Genomic DNA, 21,950 nt, shown 5'->3' with positions numbered 1-21,950 from the left:
TGCTCATCTTCGAGCGCGTGACGTGACGTGCGTGTCGACGTTCACGCCAGTGCGCTCCGCCAGCTTGCATGTGACCTTATGCGGGCGGGCGCTGAACGTCATAAGCATCATGAGCACAGCTCGTTGCACGATCGGTCCGCACCGCGATAGCGCAAGCGTCAAAAACCTGCGAGACTTTCGGTCTGAAGACGCAACCAGGCGGTCCGCCGCCCTCTGGAAATGGCTCGTCGCGCCCCCACCTACGGCCGCATGACTTCCGGCTCTTCCGCCACCGATGTGCTCGCCGGCTTCCACCCGGTTGTCGCCGGCTGGTTCGCAAAAACCTTTCCCGCCCCGACCGACGCCCAGGCTGCCGCGTGGCCGCTGATCCGTAGCGGCCGCTCAACGCTCGTCGCCGCACCGACCGGTTCGGGTAAAACACTGACCGCGTTTCTGTCCGCGCTCGACGAACTCGTGCGCGAAGGGCTTGCCCATGGCGGCACATTGCCCGATGCGACGCTTGTCGTCTATGTGTCTCCGCTGAAAGCGCTGTCGAACGATATCCGCATCAATCTGCAAACACCGCTTGCCGGCATTGCGCAGGAACTCGCCGCGCGCGGTCTGCCGCCGCTCGAGATCCGCACCGCGGTGCGCACCGGCGATACGACGCAACAGGAGCGCGCCGCGCTGCGCAAACGCGCGCCCCATATTCTCGTCACGACGCCCGAATCGCTATACGTGCTGCTCGGTTCCGATTCGGGCCGCGCGATGCTCTCGACCACGCGCACGGTGATCGTCGATGAAATTCACGCGATCGCGGGCAGTAAGCGCGGCAGCCATCTCGCACTCACGCTGGAACGGCTCGATGCGTTGTGCGGGCGGCGCTTGCCGCGCATCGGGCTATCGGCCACGCAAAAGCCGATCGGCGCGGTCGCGCGCTTTCTGGTCGGCGGTGCAAGCGTCGGCGGCGCCGGGCACGGCGACTGTGCCGCCGATTGCGAAATTGTCGATGTCGGACATGTGCGCGACCGCGACCTCGCGCTCGAGATTCCGCCGGTGCCGCTCGAAGCGGTGATGTCGAACGATGCATGGGAGCGGGTCTATAACCGGCTTGCCGAACTGGTCGCGCAGCATCGCACGACGCTGGTGTTCGTCAACACGCGCCGCATGGCCGAGCGTGCCGCGCGGCATTTGACCGAGCGCCTCGGCAAGGACGCGGTCGCCGCGCACCACGGCAGTCTCGCCAAAGAACATCGATTCGATGCCGAGCAGCGTCTGAAGCGCGGCGCGTTGCGTGTGCTGATCGCGACCGCTTCACTCGAGCTCGGTATCGATATCGGCGATGTCGATCTGGTGTGCCAGATCGGTTCGCCGCGCGCGATCGCGCCATTTTTGCAGCGGGTCGGGCGCTCGGGCCACCATGTCGGCGGCATGCCAAAAGGACGCCTGTTCCCCGTGTCGCGCGACGACCTTATCGAATGCGCGGCGCTGCTCGATTGCGTGCGGCGCGGCGAACTCGACGCGCTGCATATTCCGCGCGCGCCGCTCGATGTGCTCGCCCAGCAGATCGTCGCTGAAGTATGCAGCCGTGAATGGAGCGAAGACGCGCTCTTCGCGTGTTTCCGCCGTGCGGCGCCGTATGCGGAACTCGAGCGTGAGCGCTATGACGCCGTGCTCAGGATGCTTGCCGAAGGGTTTACGACGCGTCATGGGACGCGCGCCGCGTATCTCCATCGCGACGCGGTGAGCGGTACGCTGCGTGGCCGGCGCGGCGGCAGACTGTACGCAGTCACGTCTGGCGGCACCATTCCGGAAAACGCCGACTATACGGTGATACTCGAACCGCAGGGAGTCCAGGTCGGCACCGTCAACGAAGACTTCGCAGTCGAGAGCCTCGCCGGCGATATTTTTCAGCTCGGCAACGCGTCGTACCGGATTCTGCGCATCGAAAGCGGACGCGTGCGCGTCGAGGATGCGCAAGGCCAGCCGCCGAACATTCCGTTCTGGCTCGGCGAAGCGCCGGGGCGCAGCGATGAGCTGTCGATGGGTGTCGCGCGGCTGCGCGAACAGATTGACCAGATGCTCGGTGAGGCCGACGGTCATGCCGGCCTCCTTTCCGTTGCGATGGTTGCACGTGCAACCGAGCCTGAACCGCGGGACGCGGACATCACGCGCATCGCGGTCGTCGCTCACGAAGTGTCCGCGCAAACGGCGGTTGCGGAACGCCCACGCATCGAACGCGAGATCGAACGCGCAATCGATTGGCTAACCACCGAGATAGGTCTTGCACAGCCGGCGGCGCGACAGATCGTCGAGTATCTCGCCCGCGCACGTCAGGCACTCTCCACCTTGCCGACCCAGGACAGGCTCGTGATGGAGCGCTTCTTCGATGAATCGGGTGGCACGCAGCTTGTGATCCATGCGCCGTTCGGCAGCCGGTTGAACCGCGCGTGGGGTCTCGCGCTCAGAAAGCGCTTTTGCCGCACTTTCAATTTCGAACTGCAAGCCGCCGCGACCGAGGATGCGATCATCCTGTCGCTGACCGGCAGCCACAGCTTTGCGCTCGCCGATGTGTGGCGCTATCTGAATTCGCAGACCGCCGAGCATCTGCTGATCCAGGCGCTGCTCGACGCCCCGCTTTTCAACGTGCGCTGGCGCTGGAATGCGACCACGTCGCTGGCGCTGCCGCGCTACACCGGCGGGCGCAAAACCGCGCCGCAATTGCAGCGCATGCGTAGTGAAGACCTGCTCGCGGCCGTCTTTCCGGATCAGGTTGCGTGCGCGGAGAACATCGTCGGCGAACGGGACTTGCCGAGCCATCCGCTCGTCGATCAAACCGTCGATGACTGCCTGCACGACGCGATGGACACCGAAGGCTGGCTGACGCTGCTGCGCCGTATCGAGCAGAAGCAGGTGATGCTCGTCGCGCGCGACTTGCCTGCGCCGTCCGCGCTCGCCGCGGAAATCCTGACCGCGAAGCCCTACGCGTATCTCGACGATGCGCCGATCGAGGAGCGTCGCACGCAAGCCGTGCTGAATCGCCGTTGGACCGATCCCGCCTCTACCGACGATCTGGCCGCGCTCGATGCGGACGCGATCGCAAGCGTACGTGAAGAAGCGTGGCCGCACGTGCGCAGCGCGGACGAGATGCACGAGGCGTTGAGCACGCTCGCCTGCATCACGCAAACCGAGGCGCGGCAAAACGACGGCTGGCCTGCATGGCTCGCGGCGCTTGCGCAGTCAGGCCACGCGACACGCTTGCAGATCGGGCAGCAGGACGCGCTGTGGGTGCCCGTCGAGCGGCTCACCTGTGTGCGCGCGATCTACCCCGATGCGCCGCTCGAACCCAAGCTGCGCGTGCCCCAAGCCTACGCCGATGCGTGGCACGAAGACGATGCGCTCGTCGAGGTCGTGCGTGCGCGCCTGTCCGGTTTCGGTCCAATGCCGGTGGCGGCGCTCGCCGGTGCGCTCGCACTGCCCGCTGCCACGATCGCAAAGGCGCTCGTTCGTCTTGAAGTGGAAGGCTATGTGATGCGCGGCCGCTTCACACCGGGCGCCGCCGACGAAGAATGGTGCGAACGCCACCTGCTCGCCCGCATTCATCGCTATACGGTGCGCAAATTGCGGCGCGAAATCGAGCCGGTCGAGCGCCGTGACTTCATGCGCTTCCTGTTCGCGTGGCAGCGCATCACGCCGGACACGCGCGGCACCGGCCGCGATGCGCTCGCGGCGGTGCTTGATCAGATGGAGGGCTTCGAAGCGGCAGCCGCAGCGTGGGAAGAAGACATCCTGCCCGCGCGGCTCGATGATTATTCATCGACGTCGCTCGACGAACTCTGCCGGGCGGGCAAGATTGTCTGGACGCGCTTGACCGAGCGTTCGCGCGCATCGAGCGCACCGGTGCGCAGCACGCCGATCGTGCTTTTGCCGCGGCGCCATCTCGGTGCATGGGGCGCGTTGTTCAGCCCGCAAAAGCAGCCCGACCTGTCGGCGCGCGCGCAGCTCGTACACGATGCATTGACGAACCACGGCGCGATGTTCTTCGACGAGTTGGTATCCGACGTACGTCTGTTGCCCGTGGAACTCGAAAACGCGCTCGGCGAACTGGTTGCCGCGGGGCTCGTGCATTCGGACAGTTTTGCCGGCTTGCGCGCACTGCTCAAGCCCGCCGCAAAGCGCAACGCGTTTCATCATGGCCGGCGCCGCGCCGCAGTGCCGCTGATCGGCGGCATGGATGATGCGGGGCGCTGGGCGCTCGTGCAGCGGCGCAAAGCGGCGACGATGCAAACACCGGAAGCCGACGCCACGCGAGCAGCCTGCGCGCCGGTCGCCACGGCGGCCTCCGCCGCGCGCCATGCGCCGGGCGCGCCGGATGTGATCGAGCACATCGCGCTGACCTTGCTGCGCCGCTATGGCGTAGTGTTCTGGCGGTTGCTCGAACGCGAAGCCGAATGGCTGCCGCCATGGCGCGACCTTCTGCGCGTCTATCAGCGGCTCGAAGCGCGCGGCCATGTGCGCGGCGGCCGCTTCGTCAACGGGTTGGCGGGCGAGCAGTTCGCACTGCCGGAAGCGATCCCGGTGCTGCGCGAAATGCGCCGGCGCGAGCAGGACGAACACGACAGCGGATTCGTGTGCATCGCAGCGACCGACCCGCTCAATCTCGTCGGCACGCTACTGCCCGGCGACAAGGTGCCGGCCGTCGCCGGCAACCGCGTACTGTTTCGCGCAGGCCTGCCGGTTGCGACGCTCGTCGCCGGCGAGTTCCACTACCTTGACGACCACGCAAGCGGCAGTGCGCGCGAACAGATGCGCGCGAGTCTTGCGCGACGGCGTTGACGTATCGCACCGGCGTGCTGCATTTATAGTATTCAAAACGCATATTCACTAAGAAAGCACACACCACTATTTGCGCACTGACATGCGCGGGCGTCTTTTTTCACGGCAAGCCTGACGACGCAACGCGGCGCCGGGCGCCGCTCAGGCCGTGCCGCAACGTGAAACCGTTGCGTTGTCACGAAACGATCACAGCAGGCGACTTACCGATTGCTATTAAGAATGTTCTGCGCTAAACCGTTAACCTGTTCGGAGCCCGAAATCCGGATGCTCTTCGATACAATGGGGTCAACCTTCCGCAAGCCGACCGTCTGCCATCCGCCCGCCTCAGTCCGTTTTTTGCACGTTCCGCTGCACCGGCGCGAGGATAGGTGGCAATTTTGCCCGGATACCCTCATTCATGAACGACGACCAATACGATCAGGTGCATCAGGCGCTTTACGCACGGTTCGGTACGCACAGCCCGTGCTGGCGTCTGTCGAATGACAGTAACGCGCTCGAGTTGTCGCCCGTCACCGGTAGCGGCCCGGCCACTGCCGCGCTCGCGCTCAACGCGCAGCAAGCGGCGCAGATCCGGCGCCTCACCGGTGTCACATCGCATCTGACGCTCGATGTGCGCCTCCTTGGCGAACCGTTGCGTCTGCATCTGGTCGGCAAGAAGCTCAACAGCAGCACGTGGGCCGGCACCGCATCCGAGTATGACGACACGGAGTCGGTCGCGCGCGATCTGGTGCATGGTTTGTCGTTTGCCGAGCAGGTCGTTTCGGAAGTGAACTCGGTGGTCGTGATCGTCGACCGCAACGGCCGTATCCAGCGCTTTAACCGCCTCGCCGAAGAACTGACCGGCATGAAGGAGGAAGACGTGATCGGGCGCAGCGTGTGGGCGCTTTTCATGTCGTCGGAAGCCGGTGCGGCGTCGAGCCAGAATATCTCAGGGTTTTTCAATCGCGGCGTGTCCTACGAAGTCGAGCGGCTCGTGCGTACCGTGCACGGCGAGCGGCTCTTCCTGTTTCGCAACAAGTTCGTGCAAAGCGGCAGCGGCATGGAGGAACAGTTCCTGATTTGCTCGGGCACCGACATCACCGAAGAGCGTCGCGCGCAGGAGCGTCTGTCCGAGCTTGCGAATACCGACTCGCTGACGGGCCTGCCGAATCGCAACGCGATTCAGGACAAGATTCGCACCGCGATCGCAAGTGCGCCTGCCGATACTTCGGTCGGCATCCTGTTTCTCGACCTCGACAACTTCAAGAAGGTCAACGACCACTACGGGCACGTGTTCGGCGATCGGCTGATTCAGGATGTGTCGGCGACCGTGCGCGACTGTCTGGATGAAGGCGATACGCTGGCCCGCCTCGGCGGCGACGAATTCATCGTGCTGTCGATGCCAGCCACGGCCGCGTCGCTTGAAGCAACCGCGCAGCGCATTCTCGAACGGCTGCGCACACCGTTCAGCCTCGGGCTCGTCGAGGTCTACACCGGCTGCTCGATCGGCATTGCGCTCTTTCCTGAGCACGGCGACAGTCTCGAATCGCTGATCCGCTCGGCCGACACCGCGATGTACGTCGCGAAAGACGACGGCAAGCGCACTTACCGCGTGTTCTCGCCGGAGATGAATCGCAAGGTTGCCGAGTATATGTGGCTCGATACCAACCTGCGGCGCGGTCTCGACGAAGGTCAACTGACGCTGCATTACCAGCCGAAGCTGTCGCTCGCAACCGGCGCGGTGTGCGGCGTCGAGGCGCTGGTTCGCTGGAATTCGCCGGAACGCGGGCAGATCATGCCGAGCGAATTCATTCGTTACGCGGAGGAATCCGGTCTGATCGGACCGCTTGGCCGTTGGGTGATGCAGACCGCCGCCGCACAGGCCGCACAATGGAACGCACGCGGCTTGCCGTTGCGCATCGCGATCAACGTATCGGCACGGCAACTGGTCGATACCGCGGTCGTGCGGCACTTCAGCGAAGCGTTGAAGAGTGCGAATCTGGACCCGTGCCTGATCGACCTCGAGCTGACCGAGAGCTGCCTGATCGAAGACGAAGCGGCCGCGATCGGCCTGATCACGCAATTCCGTGAACTAGGTGCGCAGGTGCATCTGGACGACTTCGGCACCGGCTACTCGTCGTTGTCGCAACTCGGCCGCATTCCGCTCGACGTCATCAAGCTCGACCGTAGCTTCGTACGCTCGATCAATTCGGACAAGAAAGCGCAGGCACTAGTCCGCTCGATGGTCGCGGTCGCGCAGGCGTTGCAGCTACAGGTGGTTGCGGAGGGGATCGAGACTGAGGCGGAGGAGCTTTTCATGAAGGGCCTCGGCGTCGAATACGTACAAGGCTATCTGTACAGCCAGCCGATGCCGGCTGCTGAATTCGAACAATGGCTGGCCGACCGGCAGAAGGTCCGTCTGATCGCCTGAACGGCGCATACCACGCGACCCGCCAGACCCTCTGCTCGCCCGCGCGCCGTGCCGGGCTGTTTCCGTCAAGCCGCTGGCTGGATGCTCAGTTGCACCTGGTTGCGCTTCGTTGCGCCTGTTTGCGTCCTGGTTACGCTCCGCGCGCCACCTGACGCATCATCGCATCACGCGACGCTCGCGTTGTGATGGCGCAAATTCGACGTACGCCGGTTTTGCAGCATCACCAGCCGTTCCATGAACGCAAGGTCCTTCTCTTCGATCGTGAACGCGGCCTCCACCCAGTCCTCGGTGATTTCCATCAGTTCCGCTCGCGATAACTGCAACACCCGCTGGCGGGCACGCACCATCGCACGGATCCCATTCAGCTTCGGTCGCAGCGTATCGACAAAGGTACGCGTCGCGATGTATGCGTCGCCGGGCTCGAACAGATGGTCGACCAGCCCCTTCGACGCGTGCCATTCCGCTGTGTGCGATTCGCCGCCGCCGATCAGTTCTTCAGCGAGACGCATGCCCGCACGCCGCGCGACCAGCGAGTAGCCACCCATACCTGGAAACAGATTGAACGCGATTTCGGGGAAGCCCATCCGGGCGTCGTTCTGCGCGAGCACGAAGTGATGCGCGAGCGCTGCCTCGAAGCCTCCGCCGAGCGCCGTGCCCTCGATCATCGCGATGGAAACCGCGCCCGTGTCGAAACCGCGCGCCGCCGCATGCACGCAATCGACACAAGCGCGCGCGTACGCCATCAACGCCTGGCGTCGGCCCGCGCGAATCGATTCGGCAAAAAAGCTGAGATCCCCTCCGACGTTGAACATGGTCGGAATCACCGAGCCGGTCACCCAGAAGTCGATCGGCAACCCCGACTCTCGAGCCGCATGCGCGAGACTGAGTATGTCGTGCACGAGTTCGAGGTTGAAGCACGGACGTGGTTGCGCACGCAACATCATCCACATGATGTTGCGTTCTTCTTCATAAAAAGCCGAGATTTGTGACAGATTGCCCGCCTCGACAAACGGACGACATGCGTGATGGCTATTGAGGTTCATTTCCGGTGGTCCTTTTAGGTTATAAAACGTCGGTAGAGCGATATGAGCCTAAAACAGACCACAAGCCCGCGAGAGCGGCTGGCCAACATTTCTGCACAATTGACGGAATGTACGCGCCAGTCCGCCCAGCGCGGCTTCGCGGTAACTCGTACCGACGTTTCATGGCGCAAACGATTGCGATGCAATAAATGCCAGGGATACCCGATCAAGCCAGTCGGAATGGTGGATGGGCATAACGCCATTAGAACCTTTACTTCAAAATTTCTGTGGAAATTCCATTCCACGTCTGCAATGCAGTTCGAATATATTCCGATTGCATTTTTTATTCTAATTATCGGGAAAATAAAAACGCCCGAAGGCGGTTGCCGGCGGGGAATCCAGCGGAATCGGGTAGGGCTTTCGGGAAGTTCAGCCGCGGCAATGCAAGGGCTGAGAGTGGCGACACCGCACCCGCGCCGACAATGCGCGGATACGGTGCAGGGTGATCAGGATGCCAGACGTTCAGGGAGCCGACGCGATGACCTCGGCAACGCACGCGGTCAGTTTTTTGCCATACGGCACGTGCAGGAATTCATTCGGCCCGTGTGCGTTGGACTTCGGCCCGAGCACGCCGCACACCATGAACTGCGATTGAGGAAAACCCGCTTTCAGCACGTTCATCAACGGTATCGTGCCGCCCTGACCGATATAGGCGCAGTCCGCGCCGAAATGCTGGTGCGACGCGTCGTTTAACGCGGTGCCCAGCCACGCTGCGACTTCCGGTGCGTTCCAGCCGGTCGCCGCGCTGCTATCCGGCTTGAACGTAACCTTAGCGTTGTACGGCGGGTCAAGTTCGAGCAATGCTTTCAATTCGTTGACGGCCTGCGCAGCATCGACGAGCGGTGGCAGCCGCAGCGACAGCTTGAACGTGGTGCGCGGGCGCAGCACGTTGCCCGCGTCGGCGAGCGACGGCAGACCCGCCGCACCGGTCACTGACAACGACGGGCGCCAGGTCGAACTGATCAGCGCCTCCTTCGGGTCGGTTGTGGTCGGCAACACCTGCCGGCCGTCCTGGCCGCACGCCCAGGGCATTTTCTTCCATACGTCATCGCCGAGAATCGTTGCGGTCACTTCCGCTTCGCGCAGGCGCTCTGGCGGAATCGGGCAATGAAAGCCCTTCGGCAGCAAATTGCCGCTCGACGCGTCTTCGAGCCGCTCAAACAGTTGCCGCATGATGCGAAAGCTCGACGGCGCGATGCCGCCGTACCCGCCCGAATGGATGCCCTCATCGAGCACTTGCACTTCGAGGTCGCCGGCGACCACCCCGCGCAGCGACGTCGTCAGCCATAGCTGATCGTAATTGCCCGCACCCGAATCGAGGCACACGACCAGCCCGACCTTACCGAGCCGTTCACGCAACGCATCGACGTACGGCAGCAGGTCGTAGCTGCCCGACTCCTCGCAGGTTTCGATCAACCCGACGCAGCGTGGCCGTTCGACCCCCTGCGCATCGAGCGCCGCGAGCGCGGTGACGCTCGCGTAGATCGCGTAGCCGTCGTCAGCGCCACCGCGGCCGTAGAGCTTGCCGTCCTCGAATTTCGGCGTCCACGGCCCAAGGTCGTTACGCCAGCCGGCAAATTCCGGCTGCTTGTCGAGATGCCCGTACAGCACGATCGTCTCCGTGCTGCCCGAACGCGTAGCCGGCGACTCGAAGAAGATCACCGGCGTGCGGCCCGGCAGACGCACCACTTCGAGCTTGAGCCCGCGCACCGGCTGCGTTTCGGCCCACTTCGCCGCCTCCGTGACGACACGCTCGATATAGCCGTGCTGCTGCCACTCGGGATCGAACGCCGGACTCTTGGCGGGCACGGCGATGTAGTCCGTCAGTGCCGGCACGATCTCGTCGTTCCATTTACGTTCGACAAAATCCTTCAGCGTGTTGTGATCCAGTTTCGATTGGGTGGTGGCGTCGGTGGTCATTGCGAGCGTTCCGGTCAGCGAAAAAACACATGATAGTCCCGATCCCGCGCGTGACACATCGCGTAACAAATGCGGGGCGCTCGGGCTGTTGCGTTGCACAGCGCGCGCGCCGCATTCGCGCGACAATGACGTCATCTGGTACGCATCGCCCTTTGGGCACTTCAATGAGCACCCTCGTCGTCCAAGTCATCGCGGCTGTCGCCTCGCTGGCACTCTACTTCCTGCCATCGATCATCGCCGATCGGCGAAAGCGTTACGATCTGCTGACAATCGCCCTGTTCAACGCCGTCGTCGGCTGGACCGTATTCGGCTGGCTGCTTGCACTTTATTGGGCCGTGCAGCCGAATCCGCCGAGGAACGTCGCGAGCGAAATCGCGCAGTCGCGCAAGCTGGGAAGCATGCGCACCTTTTCGGTGATGCTCGCCGAGCGGGTCCGCTTCCGCTCGTCGCGCAACAACACGAGCGAGCGAGCATCGAAGTGACGGCCGCGCGTCACTTGCGCGCCGCGGTCGTTGCGTCCTAATCTGCTGCGTCACGTCACAAAGGACTACGCGATGCAGATTGCTCCTTTTCAGATCGATATTCCCGATGCGCAGATCGATGCGCTGAGTGTACGGCTGCGAGATACCCGCTGGCCGGACCAGTACGACAGCATGCCCTGGGCAATCGGCACCGATCGCGCTTATCTGCAAGCGCTCGTGCAACATTGGGCAAGCGTTTATGACTGGCGCGCCGCGCAACGCACACTCAATGTGCAGCCGCAGTTCACCGCGACGGTAGGCGGCCTGCGCATCCATTTCCTGCATCGGCGCGGTGTCGTGCCGAAACACGGGCCCAAGCCCTACCCGCTCGTGATCACTCACGGCTGGCCGGGTTCGTTCATCGAATTCCTCGCGCTGCTGCCGCATTTGTGCGACCCGGCTTCGGTCGGCGCGGATCCCGCCGATGCATTCGATGTCGTCGTGCCGTCGATGCCCGGCTTCGGCTTTTCACAGCGGCCCGCCGCGCCGGGCACATCGGTCTTCGCGATCGCGGACCTTTGGGCCGAGCTGATGAGCGGCCTCGGTTACGAACGCTTCGGTGCGCAAGGCGGCGACCTTGGCGCTGCCGTGTCGATCGCGCTTGCATCGCGCCACGCCGCCCGCGTCGACGGCATTCACCTGAACTACCTGCCCAGTTCGTACGCGCCGCCGCAAACGCCCGACGACGCGCCCTTCACACAAGCGGAACGCGAATTCGTCGCGGCCAAAGTGGCGTGGGCCGACAGCGAAGGCGCCTATGCGCACCAGCACAGCACCAAGCCGCAAACCCTTGCGTATGCGCTGAATGATTCGCCGGCTGGGCTCGCCGCATGGATCGTCGAGAAATTCCGCGCGTGGAGCGATTGCGGCGGCAACCTCGAAAGCGTGTTGACGTGGGACGACTTGCTGACCAACCTGTCGCTGTACTGGCATACGCAGACGATCGGCTCGTCGATGCGCCTCTACTGGGAAACCCGTTTGCGACCGCTGCGCTTCGCACCTGGCGAGCGCGTGCGGCCGCCGGTGGCATTTGCACGCTTTCCGAAGGAAATCAGCCAGCCGCCGCGTTCGTGGGTCGAGCGCGCGTTCAGTGTGCTGCAATGGACTGACATGCCGCGTGGCGGCCACTTTGCGGCGATGGAGCAGCCCGCGCTGCTGGCCGAGGACATCAGGCGGTTCTTCAGGCCATTGCGTCGCAGTTGACGCGCGTTGCGATGACGCGGCCTACCGCAACAGCCGTTGTCGTGGAATAATCGACGCGTTCGCGTAACTGGCGCTACGAGATGGACCACCATCAGGGAACGTGAACCGCGCTTCGAGGCCGATATCCGTCGGCCGGAACCGCGCACCGCCGCGCGCCTGTGCTTTATCTATCGCTGCTGTCGCAGTTTATCGATCCACGGCACGGTAGCGTGCTGGGCCAGTCACTCGCACTCGGATTCGTGCAGATTGCGTTGAGCATCAGCGTGAATGCGGCCGTCGCGATGACGGCGGGTTCGATCGCCGGGTTTCTCGCGAGTCGGCCTCGATGGCTTGCGATCCAGCGCTGGATGATGGGGACTGTATTGACGGGCCTTGCGGTCCGGATGGCGATGGAAGCGCGCCGTTAGCGCGCCGCATGCTTCAGGTCAGCGCGACCCGGATAAACTTGTGCAGTTGCACCGAGCCCGCCGGAATCGAGCGCGGCTCGCAGCGCACCTCATGCAGATCGAAGATGTCCTGACGTAATTCGCCGTGCTCATCAAACCATTGGCAGACCAACCGCTCATCGGCGGAGCCGCCCACAGGCCCGATGTACGTGACGGTCATGCGCGGGCCGCCGGCTTTGAGCGTGACAACATCGCCAACGTTGAATCGGCTGGTTTGCGGCGTATCAAATGGTTTGAGAGAAGCAGTCAGCATGATGATTGTCCCCGTTTATAAGAATCGACCCGTCTGATCAAACACTGCCACAAACGCACTCCCGTTCGAATCAATTTAATGGGTGCCGCAAGATTAACAATCTCATTTTCGGTGAGCAAGTCTTTTTTAAAAGAAACCGTTTTCATCAGGATTTAAACGGTTTTATAAAATATTTTAGAACGGCCGTTCAGTATGTGGGACGCGTGATGCTGCCGGCGGCGGCAGCTTATGCCGTAAGGATTCGGCTACGTCGGTCGTAGGATTTACGGGGCGATCTTCCGCAGATGTAATCTGTTCCGACGGCTCTCTGTCATACGGATGCAATAAACATTGCTACCCCCCCCGACAACAGGCATAATGCCGCGATAATCGGCTCACCAATAAACCGGTCAATCATCATTGAATCTGGATAATCCGTCGCCCCGCAATACTCTGAAACAGTCGGACTATATACGGACGATTACCAGGCGCGTGGTAAATGCCTGACGAATACTTTCCTGCTCATGCGCATTTCTTCAGTGCACGATTTTCGCGGGTTTCACGCGATGCACGTTGCTGGTGGCGCACCAACATCACGCTCAGCACAACGCAGCCAGCCAGCAGCATTGCGTTGATGCTGAGGCTGCCTTCGAAGGCGCGCGCGTAGCCCTGCGGCGTCTCGTGACCCTGCACGATGCCGAAGAACACGCCGCTGATCGCCGCAATGCCAAATGCAGCGCCAATCTGCAGCGTGGTGTTGACCACGCCCGATGCGAGCCCCGCCTTTTCCGGCACCACCTCCGACAACACGACGCGCATCACCGATGGAAACACGAGCCCGTGCCCGATACCCGCACCGACCAGGCCCGCATAGAACACAAGGCCCGGCTCGGTGTGCCGCAGCGCAGCCCATCCGGTTACCGTGAACCCCGCTGCCAGCAACGCGAAGCCGAGCGTGAGCACATGCGTGCCAATTCGCGCGACGACCGCCGGCGACGTTAGCGGTCCCACCACGAAGCCGACCGCGAACGGCATGATCGCGAGGCCCGCTTCCAGCGGTGTCCAGTGCAGCCCGGTTTGCAGATAAATACCGTAAGTGAGGAAGAACGCGCTGTTGCAATAGAACAGGAACGCGACCACCAGCCCGATCGAGAACGCAGGATTACGGAACAACCGCAGATCGACGAGCGGAAAGCCACCCGCGCGCACGATGCGCTGCTCGACGACAATAAAGAGTGCGAACACCGGCACGCTCAGCGCGAACATCACGAACGTCCACAGCGGCCAGCCCGCCTCGCGGCCGTGCGTGAGTGGATAGATCAGCATAAGCAATAGCAGCGACAGCAGCAGGACACCCGTCACGTCGACCTTCGTGCGGCTGGGCTGCCGGGTCTCCGGGAGGGTCGTCCACGCGCCAACGAACGCGAGCAGGCCGATGGGCACATTGATCAGAAACACCGCACGCCAGTCCAGCCCGAATGGCCGATAGGTGATCAGCGCGCCGCCGCCCAACTGACCGACGATCGACGACAGGCCGTAGACGAATCCGTAAAAACCAATGATCTTCGTCTGCTGATGCTGCGGCACGACCGCGCGAATCGTCGCGAGCACCTGCGGGACCATCAGCGCGGCGGCCACACCCTGCAGGATGCGTGCGCCGACCAGCATTATCCCGCTGGTCGCGAGGCCGCATAGCGCCGATGCGATCACGAAGCCCGCCATGCCGGTCATGAAGATCCGTTTGCGACCGAACAGGTCGCCGAGCCGCCCACCGGTAATCAGCACCACCGCGAACGCGGATGCGTACGCGGAAATGATCAACTGCAATTGCGCGTCGCTCGCGGCAACGCCGGTGTGAATCGACGGCAGCGCCAGGTTGACGATGAAATAGTCGAGCGGCGCGAGAAATGCACCGACCAGCAGCACGACGAGCGCCATACCGGTATGCGCGGCATGCGGCGGCGCATCAGGTGCGCCCGCGGTTGCGACCGGCTGGGTCGCGCGGTCGCGGGCGTTTGGCTTTTCCGCTTCAGGTCGCGTAGCGTCTTTCATATTCATGACCGATCGTTCAATAAATCGACAAAAAAATTTGATTGGATTCAGCAGGTCAGCGCACGCATCGCGATGTCAACGATTGCCGCCAGTTCGTCTTCGTTGCGTTTGACCCGGCCAAGCACGCGCAAGCCTTGTGTCATACACAGCAGGTAATCGGCAACCGCCTTTTCGTCGAGCGTCGGATTGAACACACCCGCCGCCTGGCCGCGGATGATCGCAGCCGCGTAGAGCGTCGCGATGCGCCGCTGGATCGCGGCGAGCTTTGCAAGTAACGCTTCGTCGTGCGGTTGCATTTCAAGCGTGGCGTTCGTAATAAAACAACTGCGCGGGTTGGCGAGCGCCGGCGCGATCCGTGTGTGGTGCAGCAGCGCGTTGCGCAGCGCCTGCTCGGGCGGCACGTCCGCGTTCAGGCGCTCGACGAGCGCCGCGATCGAACCTTCGGCGTAGCGATCGAGCGCCGCAAGCATCAACCCGTGCTTGTCGCCGAACACGCCGTACAGGCTGCCGCGCAGTACGCCGGTGGCCTTGACGAGGTCATCGATCGACGTCGCGTGATAGCCGTGATTCCAGAATACCTTGGCCGCCTTTGCGAGGACGGCATCGGTGTCAAATTGGCGCGGACGGCCGCGCGGGCATTCGGCGGCCGGTTTGTATGCGAGCTTTTTCGGAACGATTGAATCAGACATGGTCACGATTTTATGACTGAACAGTCAATAAATCAACCTCCGCGACACGTTCGAGATGCGTGCCGCGGCTATTCACCGTGAGAGGCAAATGAGAATGACGCTCAGGTTTCGAGCTTCGCGTCCATCGTAATGGTCGCGTTCAGCACCTTCGAGATCGGGCAACCGGCTTTCGCGTCGGCCGCGGCCTTATCGAATTTGGCCTTGTCGCCACCGGGAATTTTCACGACGACGTCCAGATGCGACGCCGTAAGAGAGAAGCCCCCGCCGTCTTTATCCAGCGTCACTGTCGCAGTCGTTGCGATGCGCTCCGGCTTGATGCCGGCCTTGCCGAGTTCCGCCGACAGCGCCATCGAGAAACAACCCGCGTGAGCCGCGGCAATCAGCTCTTCTGGATTTGTGCCGATGCCGCTTTCGAACCGCGTCGCGAACGAATACTGCGTGTCCTTGAGCACGCCGCTGTCCGTGGAGATAGAGCCCCTTCCGTCCTGCAGACCGCCCTGCCAGACTGCCGATGCCTTGCGCTTCATTACGCTCTCCTGTGGTTGCCTCGTCCGTCCAGCCAACTGTCGTGCCGCGAAGCCGTCCGCAACGGTCCCGCCTAAAATCTTCTGCGGAAAATGACATCGCTGTGAATGCTGCACTTCGCTCGAGGCGCAGGCGCGGACCGAACTTCATCATAGGCTCTCGCCCACGACGCTGCGATGAAGCGGCCACGAACATGGACGTCTGCCCATTATTGCGGAACACGTAATAGCGATTGCCCGGCTGGCGTCTTTTCATCTGGTCCGTACAGCGAGCGGAACAGTACCTAACGGCCTGATGAAGCGCGGCGTGCGGAAAGACGCCGAAATTGAGCGGTATTTCGATCGCTACACGGCCGGAGTCGGCAGCCGCTAAAGCGCTAGGCAAGGGACAATGCAACGCCGGAACCACCGTGTTCTTCATTCGCTCCGGCATACGCTTTATCAGGCAAGTTCTGCTGCAGTGGCTGGCGATGTTCGAGCACCTTAACAATAGTCGACTCGCTATTCAGCCTTCCGCCATCAATGCGTTGCACCTGACGAAGATCCACAAGCAGCACATCGCCTTTGCCGAACCGCTCGCCAGCGTCGATTTTCTTCAGGAATGCCCGATCGTCAACCCAAGCGTGGAAGGTCGCGATACCGTCGTGTACGCGCCACGTGCTGCCATCCTTAAACGCCAGCGACTCGATTTGCAGCATCTTGTGTGACGTGGTATCGGACACGACCTCTGCGGCGGTATCCATCGTGACCGCGCTCAGCGAGCCGACTTCATCATCGTGAATCTCAAGGACCAGCCTCTCAAGCATCATCACGCCGAAGTCGGTGATGCCTTCCTGCTCCAATGGCGAGACCACCTTTTCCAGACTCGTACGCACGATGCTGCTGCGGTAGAGCTTCACCACACGGGAGTCGACTTCGATCGATTCGGTCTGTGAGATATGGACGGTTGCGACCTTGCCCGTCTGCCGGATCTGCACAGGGCGCCGCCCCTTCAACCGGCGCAACAGGCCTATCAGGCCGCCTCCGCCGACGAATCCGACCATTGTCATGAGCGTATAGCCGTTGCAGACGGCGCTCGCACCGTTCCCGGAGAAGATGTCCTTGATCTGCGACAGCAGATGCTGCGTCGCGACCAGGTCGATGCCAAACGAGCCCGCCTTGAAACTCGCATTGACGTGCACGCGAAGCTTCGCGGTCTTTCCATTGATCTCCTCATTCGCCGCGGTCAGCAGATCGGCGATAGCGATGAGCGCGGGGGCCAGGTCACGCACATCCATTCGGTGGTCTTTCAGCGCGGGACCGTCGTAGACAACATAGAACTGCTGATGATTGTTCATTTCCATAGTTCAGGAGACGCGGCGCCGATGTACCGCGAGGCAGTGGGACAAGATGTTGCATGCTGCCCTGGAAGTACCGTGGCTGACAAACGTCTCGCGCCGCCTAATCCTGGTTGAGCGGATGCCTAGTTTGTCGGTGGTTTTGGAGCTAACTCAACGTGATATCAGCAGCGAAAGACAACCATCGCGGACATCACAAGAAAAAACCCCGCCCGGCACGCGCCGGACGGGGTTCTCTTACGTCTCTTCTCTACGCGGGATGTCGCGGCTTAGAAGCGGTGACGCATGCCGATCGTCGCGACAACCTGGTTGCCCGTCGACGACGCGCCACCCGAGTTGTTGATAAACGCGACGAAGTTGCTGCCCGACACATGCTGGTACATGCCTTCCGCGTACACGTCGGTACGCTTGGACAGCGAGTACACGGCCTGCAGGTTGACCTGATTCCACTTCGGATCCGCGCCGAACTTCGTGCTGTCGGTCACGTGACCATCCGTGTACGTGTACGCGACGCCGAGGCTGATGGCCGGCGTCAACGCATACTTGCCGTTCACTTCATAGTTGTCGAAAGTCACACGGCCATTCTGCGAACCGAACGACTGCGTGCCCTGGAACTGGCTGTGCGTATAGACGAAACCGACCAGTGCCGGCCCAATCGCGTAGTTGATGCCCGCGCCGACCGTGCGTTGCACGTCGCTGCCGAGGACGAAGCCACCGGTGCCGTTCGATTGCGATTCGGCGAGGTCGATTGCGCCCGACGTGTTCGCCGTGCTGTTCGAGCCGTTGATCTGCAGGTAGCCGGCCGCGATGTTCAGGCCCGCGAACGAGTAGCTCGCGCCCGCGCTGTATGCGCGGTTCACGGAGAAGTCGGTATTGTTCGAGAACGCATACAGGCCGCCGAACTTGAAGCCGCCGTAGTTCACGCTGGTGTACTTGACCGCATTGCTCATCCGCACCGAATGGTTCAGGTTGTCGTTGTCGAACGGGTGGGCGAAGCCCGTGTCACCGAAGGTTCCCGACGTGCCCGACAGCGGCGCGACGAAGTCGACCAGCGTGTCGTACTGGCGGCCGAGCGTGACCGTACCGTACTGCGCGCTCGACAGGCCGACGAACGCCTGGCGGCCGAACAGGCGGCTGTCCTGCCCGAGCTTGCCGTTGGTGACGCTAAAGCCGTTTTCGAGCACGAAGATCGCCTTCAGGCCACCGCCGAGGTCTTCCGATCCGCGCAAGCCGAAGCGGCTGCCGTTGATTTCACCGCTCGTCGCCTGGAACAGCGGACCACCTGAAGCGCCGCCTTTGCCGGCGACGTTATTCGTATATTGCAGACCGGCATCGATGAGGCCGTAAAGCGTCACGGAACTTTGCGCATGCGCGGTCGATGCCGCGAATGCCGCAACGACCGCGGCGGGGATAGCGATTTTCTTCACTGAGTAGCTCCTTCGTGTGGAAACCGAATTGAACGGCGAACGGAAGTATAGGGAGCTACCCGTGATAATCATCTCGCCACATAGCGCAATACACTTCGTCTATACGAGCGATAAATACGTCATAAAACAGTAATATGCAGGTCAGACAAAGCTTTGGGCTGAATCAAACACGATCCAAACGCGGGTTTTAAAGGATCGCCGTGGCGTACTCGCAACGCGACGTATTCTTTCCCGTTCGCGAAGCTGTTTTCCAATTGAACGGAATCGTATGACGGTATGGCCAACATCTCTGCGAGCCAATATGGACAAGATTCGACGCCGGACAAACGGCGTCTCGTCGAGTTCCGCAGGAAGCGCATTGCACGCTTCTGACTCAATAATTCCGCTTTATATTTGACTGAAATGGCATTTACCGGCGAACCACAACAACTTTCAGTATCAGATTTGCACGGAATTATCGTAATGAAAGTTTATGAAAGCCATATTTTTCAATAATTATGCTCGTCTTTTGAGAATCACAGTCATCCGGCGCAATGCCGTTTTTTGAATCGGCTTTGAAACCGCTTTAACCTGGCGGCGCGGCGATGATTCGCCGCCCGCCTGCGCAATGTGGCCGTGGGAAACGGCCATTACAGCAGCGCGATAACCCTCACGTCGCCCTGCTCGGCCGATGCCACGACCTTGCCGTCCACGCGCCGAAACGTGACCGATACCGACGAATCGCCGACCCGCAGATTGCTGACTTCGAGCCAGTCGATGCCATCCGGCAACATCGGTTGCTCGATCAACACTTCGCGGCGCGCCGCGTCGATCGTCACGCCGAGGCACGCCTCGAGCATCATGAACGGCGAACCGGCCGCCCATGCCTGCGGCAGACAGGCGACCGGATACGCGGTCGGCGGCTCGCCACGGCGCCGCTGGAAGCCGCAGAACAGCTCGGGCAGGCGCATATCGAACTTGACCGCCGCCTGGAACAGCGCCTGCAGCAAGTTCACGGCGCCGGCCTTGCCGCCGTAGCGCACGAGGCCACGCGCGCACAGCGCGTTGTCATGCGGCCAGACCGAACCGTTGTGGTATGCCATCGGATTGAAGCGCGGCTGGCCGGCCGCCAGCGTGCGCACCCCCCAGCCGGTATGAAAGAGCGCAGACCCAAGCGTGCGCGCGACGGCCTCGCCGCGTTCGCGCTTCGGCAGCCCGAACGCTAACAGGTGACCGGCATTCGACGCGAGCACGCGACACAGTTCGCCGTGTCCATCGAGCGCGATCCCGTAGAAGTTCAGATCGTCCATCCAGTACAGCTCTTCCACGCGTTCGCGGATCGACCGCGCGCGCTGCGTATAGCGCGCGGCATCGCTCGCCATCCCGCGCAGCGTCGCGAACTGCGCCATCGTGTCGAACGCGGCGCTCGCGTACGCCTGCACTTCGACGAGCGCAATCGGGCCGTCCGGGAAGCGGCCGTCGGCGTGGAACACCGAGTCGTGGCTGTCCTTCCAGCCCTGGTTGGCAAGACCGCCGTCGGAAGCGCGCTGATAGTCGAGCAAGCCGTAACGGTTACGATCGCAGACGCCCGCGACCCACTTTGCCGCGCGCTCGAGCGCGGGCCACAGTTCGTCGATCAGTGCGGTGTCGCCGGTGCGCGTCACATATGCGCCCGCCAGCACGATGAAAAGCGGCGTGGTGTCGACGCCGCCGTAATACAGTGCAAAAGGCACTTCGCCGGTGGCCGCCATCTCGCCGCGGCGCAGTTCGTGCATGATCTTGCCGACCGCGGCATCACGAAACGCCGAATCTTCGAGCGCCTGATGCTTCGCGAGGAAGCGCAGCACGCCACGCGCAAGCCCTGGTTGCAGCCACAACGATTGCAACGAAGTAATCACCGCGTCACGGCCAAACGGCGTCGAGAACCATGGTATGCCCGCGTACGGATATGGGCCGGTTTCGAGATCGGTCGTGAGCAGACTCAGATCGGCGTGCGAACGCTCGATCCACGCGTTGAAAAGCGGATTGCTCGAGCGCACGCGCGCCGACGCACGGCGCCGCTCGCGCATCATCAGATGCGCGTCGACCAGCGCCGCGCGCACCGCCGCACGGCCGACCCGCGGCCGCACCGTATCGATTTGCGACACGTGCGCTTCACTCACCGCATGCGTCGCCTGCGGCACGTCCGCATCGCCGCGCCCGTGCTTTGCGTCGACTTCGACGGACACCGACAGATAGATCGACACACACGCCTGCGCCGGCAAGCGCACCGAATAGTCGGCACGGCGCGCCGACAACTTGTCCGGCGTCGGCGAAAAAGCGATTCGCACACGACGCGACACGTCGTCGAGCCCAACGTAGCCGAGCAATACCTCGCCGTTCTCGACCCGTGCCGGTTCGATCGTGCCCTGCCGCGGGCGCTTGAGCCCTCGCACTTCGAACATGTCGCGAAAGTCGCTCGCAAACGAAATGGACAACGGCACAACCGCGTCGTTCGTCCCGTAGTTCGTCAGTTCGATCGCCTCGTTGAGCACCGTGCCGCATAGCACGCGCACACGCTCGACGTGAATCACGCCTTCGGGCGTACTGTCTCCGCCGAGTGGCGGCAGCGGACGATTAGTGAGGTGCGCGGTGAACGCGGTGTTATCACTGCTGACACTACCCGACAGCAGCGACGGCGCACGCCCGCCGAACGTAAGGCGCAGTTCCGACAGCACCCGCGTATCGTTGACGAACAAACCGTCGTCGATCCCGGTGACGTCGCCCAATGGATCGTTGACGATGAATGTCCCGCCCGATTTCAGTACCGACTGGTTGGGACTCGCCGCGTTCAGGTTCTCCGGCGCGATGAACGCACCGTCTTCTTCCAGTTCCGCGAAATCCACATTGCCCGAATGTGTCAATCCACCGAGTGCTTCCGGATTCTGCATTGGCTCCCTCCTGTGCTCGTCTGTGCCGGTCAATCCTCGTTCCGATTGTAGAGGGTCTACGTGAAATGGACACGTATGCGTTGCGCGTCCGCACGTGCAATTTCATCGTTGCACGCGGACGGCGGGAGCGAGATGGCAGAAATCGCCGAAAACGGCTACTTGCGCGGTGCGAACCGGCGTCAGCCGCGGCAGACCTGGCACGCGTCGTGCGGTTTGAGGGCGCCGCATGCGCGCGCCCTTGTCGCGACCTTGACCGTGCGTGTTAACGCCTGGCGAGCGGCTTCGCCTCGCGCGGCGTCTCGCCGACGAAGAGCTGACGCGGACGGCCAATCTTCTGTTCCGGATCGGCAATCATCTCGTTCCACTGCGCAATCCAGCCCACC

13 protein-coding genes and 1 pseudogene are annotated in these 21,950 nt (G+C 62.4%); 5 read left to right on the top strand and 9 right to left on the bottom strand.

What is annotated here, in order from left to right:
- Positions 1-219: 219 nt before the first annotated feature.
- Together HV796_RS34230 and pdeR are read left to right on the top strand one after the other, a co-directional pair.
- Positions 220-4,815 (top strand): DEAD/DEAH box helicase, encoded by a 4,596-nt coding sequence (locus HV796_RS34230; RefSeq protein ID WP_175232320.1) that lies wholly within the window; start codon positions 220-222, stop codon positions 4,813-4,815.
- Positions 4,816-5,212: 397 nt separating this feature from the next.
- Positions 5,213-7,225: a cyclic di-GMP phosphodiesterase gene (gene pdeR / locus HV796_RS34225; protein WP_175232319.1), complete on the top strand. Its 2,013-nt coding sequence runs from the start codon at positions 5,213-5,215 to the stop codon at positions 7,223-7,225.
- Positions 7,226-7,389: 164 nt separating this feature from the next.
- Here pdeR and HV796_RS34220 read toward each other — a convergent pair whose 3' ends face one another.
- The gene (locus HV796_RS34220) at positions 7,390-8,268 is read right to left on the bottom strand and encodes a crotonase/enoyl-CoA hydratase family protein (protein ID WP_175232318.1); all 879 of its coding nucleotides are present in this window, start codon (positions 8,266-8,268) and stop codon (positions 7,390-7,392) included.
- A 501-nt stretch (positions 8,269-8,769) separates the two neighbouring features.
- Complete coding sequence (locus HV796_RS34215) at positions 8,770-10,227, bottom strand: M20 family metallopeptidase (RefSeq protein WP_175232317.1); 1,458 nt, start codon at positions 10,225-10,227, stop codon at positions 8,770-8,772.
- 164 nt (positions 10,228-10,391) lie between these two features.
- Between HV796_RS34215 and HV796_RS34210 the strand changes: the two genes are divergently transcribed.
- The 3 genes and pseudogenes from HV796_RS34210 to HV796_RS34200 all read left to right on the top strand — a co-directional run.
- Entirely contained in the window at positions 10,392-10,709 is a 318-nt protein-coding gene (locus HV796_RS34210; protein WP_175232316.1) for a superinfection immunity protein, read from the top strand.
- A gap of 72 nt (positions 10,710-10,781) precedes the next feature.
- Positions 10,782-11,951, top strand: coding sequence for an epoxide hydrolase family protein (locus HV796_RS34205; RefSeq protein WP_175232315.1), 1,170 nt, complete (start codon positions 10,782-10,784; stop codon positions 11,949-11,951).
- A 158-nt stretch (positions 11,952-12,109) separates the two neighbouring features.
- Positions 12,110-12,358, top strand: a pseudogene (locus tag HV796_RS34200) (LysE family translocator); the annotation flags it as partial.
- A gap of 13 nt (positions 12,359-12,371) precedes the next feature.
- Here the strand turns inward: HV796_RS34200 and HV796_RS34195 are convergent.
- The 7 genes from HV796_RS34195 to HV796_RS34165 all read right to left on the bottom strand — a co-directional run bounded on the left by HV796_RS34195 (position 12,372) and on the right by HV796_RS34165 (position 21,567).
- Positions 12,372-12,650, bottom strand: a complete 279-nt coding sequence (locus HV796_RS34195; protein ID WP_175232314.1) for a YodC family protein — start codon at positions 12,648-12,650, stop codon at positions 12,372-12,374.
- A gap of 501 nt (positions 12,651-13,151) precedes the next feature.
- Positions 13,152-14,681, bottom strand: coding sequence for an MFS transporter (locus HV796_RS34190; RefSeq protein WP_377694631.1), 1,530 nt, complete (start codon positions 14,679-14,681; stop codon positions 13,152-13,154).
- 47 nt (positions 14,682-14,728) lie between these two features.
- Positions 14,729-15,370 carry a TetR/AcrR family transcriptional regulator gene (locus tag HV796_RS34185; RefSeq protein WP_175232312.1) on the bottom strand — a complete coding sequence of 214 codons (642 nt, stop codon included), beginning with the start codon at positions 15,368-15,370 and terminating at the stop codon, positions 14,729-14,731.
- Between the two features lie 101 nt (positions 15,371-15,471).
- On the bottom strand, positions 15,472-15,897 hold the full coding sequence (locus tag HV796_RS34180; protein WP_175232311.1) for an OsmC family protein: 426 nt from the start codon (positions 15,895-15,897) through the stop codon (positions 15,472-15,474).
- A 374-nt stretch (positions 15,898-16,271) separates the two neighbouring features.
- A complete protein-coding gene (locus HV796_RS34175) occupies positions 16,272-17,231 on the bottom strand; it encodes an LAPAL motif-containing putative phage structural protein (protein WP_175232310.1) in 960 nt (319 codons plus the stop codon).
- 269 nt (positions 17,232-17,500) lie between these two features.
- Positions 17,501-18,658, bottom strand: a complete 1,158-nt coding sequence (locus tag HV796_RS34170; RefSeq protein ID WP_175232309.1) for a porin — start codon at positions 18,656-18,658, stop codon at positions 17,501-17,503.
- Positions 18,659-19,287: 629 nt separating this feature from the next.
- Positions 19,288-21,567 (bottom strand): amylo-alpha-1,6-glucosidase, encoded by a 2,280-nt coding sequence (locus HV796_RS34165; protein ID WP_175232308.1) that lies wholly within the window; start codon positions 21,565-21,567, stop codon positions 19,288-19,290.
- Between the last annotated feature and the right edge of the window lie 383 nt (positions 21,568-21,950).

This window comes from Paraburkholderia humisilvae, assembly GCF_902859855.1.
Classification (GTDB): domain Bacteria; phylum Pseudomonadota; class Gammaproteobacteria; order Burkholderiales; family Burkholderiaceae; genus Paraburkholderia; species Paraburkholderia humisilvae.
Note: the sequence above shows the minus strand (reverse complement) of the source record. Positions and strands in the feature narration are given on the sequence as shown.

Bases quoted from the DNA above. Each gene is read 5' to 3' on its own strand.
- HV796_RS34165 (WP_175232308.1), bottom strand. From the start codon at position 21,567: ATGCAGAATCCGGAAGCACTCGGTGGATTGACACATTCGGGCAATGTG.
- HV796_RS34180 (WP_175232311.1), bottom strand. From the start codon at position 15,897: ATGAAGCGCAAGGCATCGGCAGTCTGGCAGGGCGGTCTGCAGGACGGA.
- HV796_RS34175 (WP_175232310.1), bottom strand. From the start codon at position 17,231: ATGAACAATCATCAGCAGTTCTATGTTGTCTACGACGGTCCCGCGCTG.
- HV796_RS34185 (WP_175232312.1), bottom strand. From the start codon at position 15,370: ATGTCTGATTCAATCGTTCCGAAAAAGCTCGCATACAAACCGGCCGCC.
- HV796_RS34195 (WP_175232314.1), bottom strand. From the start codon at position 12,650: ATGCTGACTGCTTCTCTCAAACCATTTGATACGCCGCAAACCAGCCGA.
- HV796_RS34220 (WP_175232318.1), bottom strand. From the start codon at position 8,268: ATGAACCTCAATAGCCATCACGCATGTCGTCCGTTTGTCGAGGCGGGC.
- HV796_RS34190 (WP_377694631.1), bottom strand. From the start codon at position 14,681: ATGAAAGACGCTACGCGACCTGAAGCGGAAAAGCCAAACGCCCGCGAC.
- HV796_RS34215 (WP_175232317.1), bottom strand. From the start codon at position 10,227: ATGACCACCGACGCCACCACCCAATCGAAACTGGATCACAACACGCTG.
- HV796_RS34205 (WP_175232315.1), top strand. From the start codon at position 10,782: ATGCAGATTGCTCCTTTTCAGATCGATATTCCCGATGCGCAGATCGAT.
- pdeR (WP_175232319.1), top strand. From the start codon at position 5,213: ATGAACGACGACCAATACGATCAGGTGCATCAGGCGCTTTACGCACGG.
- HV796_RS34210 (WP_175232316.1), top strand. From the start codon at position 10,392: ATGAGCACCCTCGTCGTCCAAGTCATCGCGGCTGTCGCCTCGCTGGCA.
- HV796_RS34230 (WP_175232320.1), top strand. From the start codon at position 220: ATGGCTCGTCGCGCCCCCACCTACGGCCGCATGACTTCCGGCTCTTCC.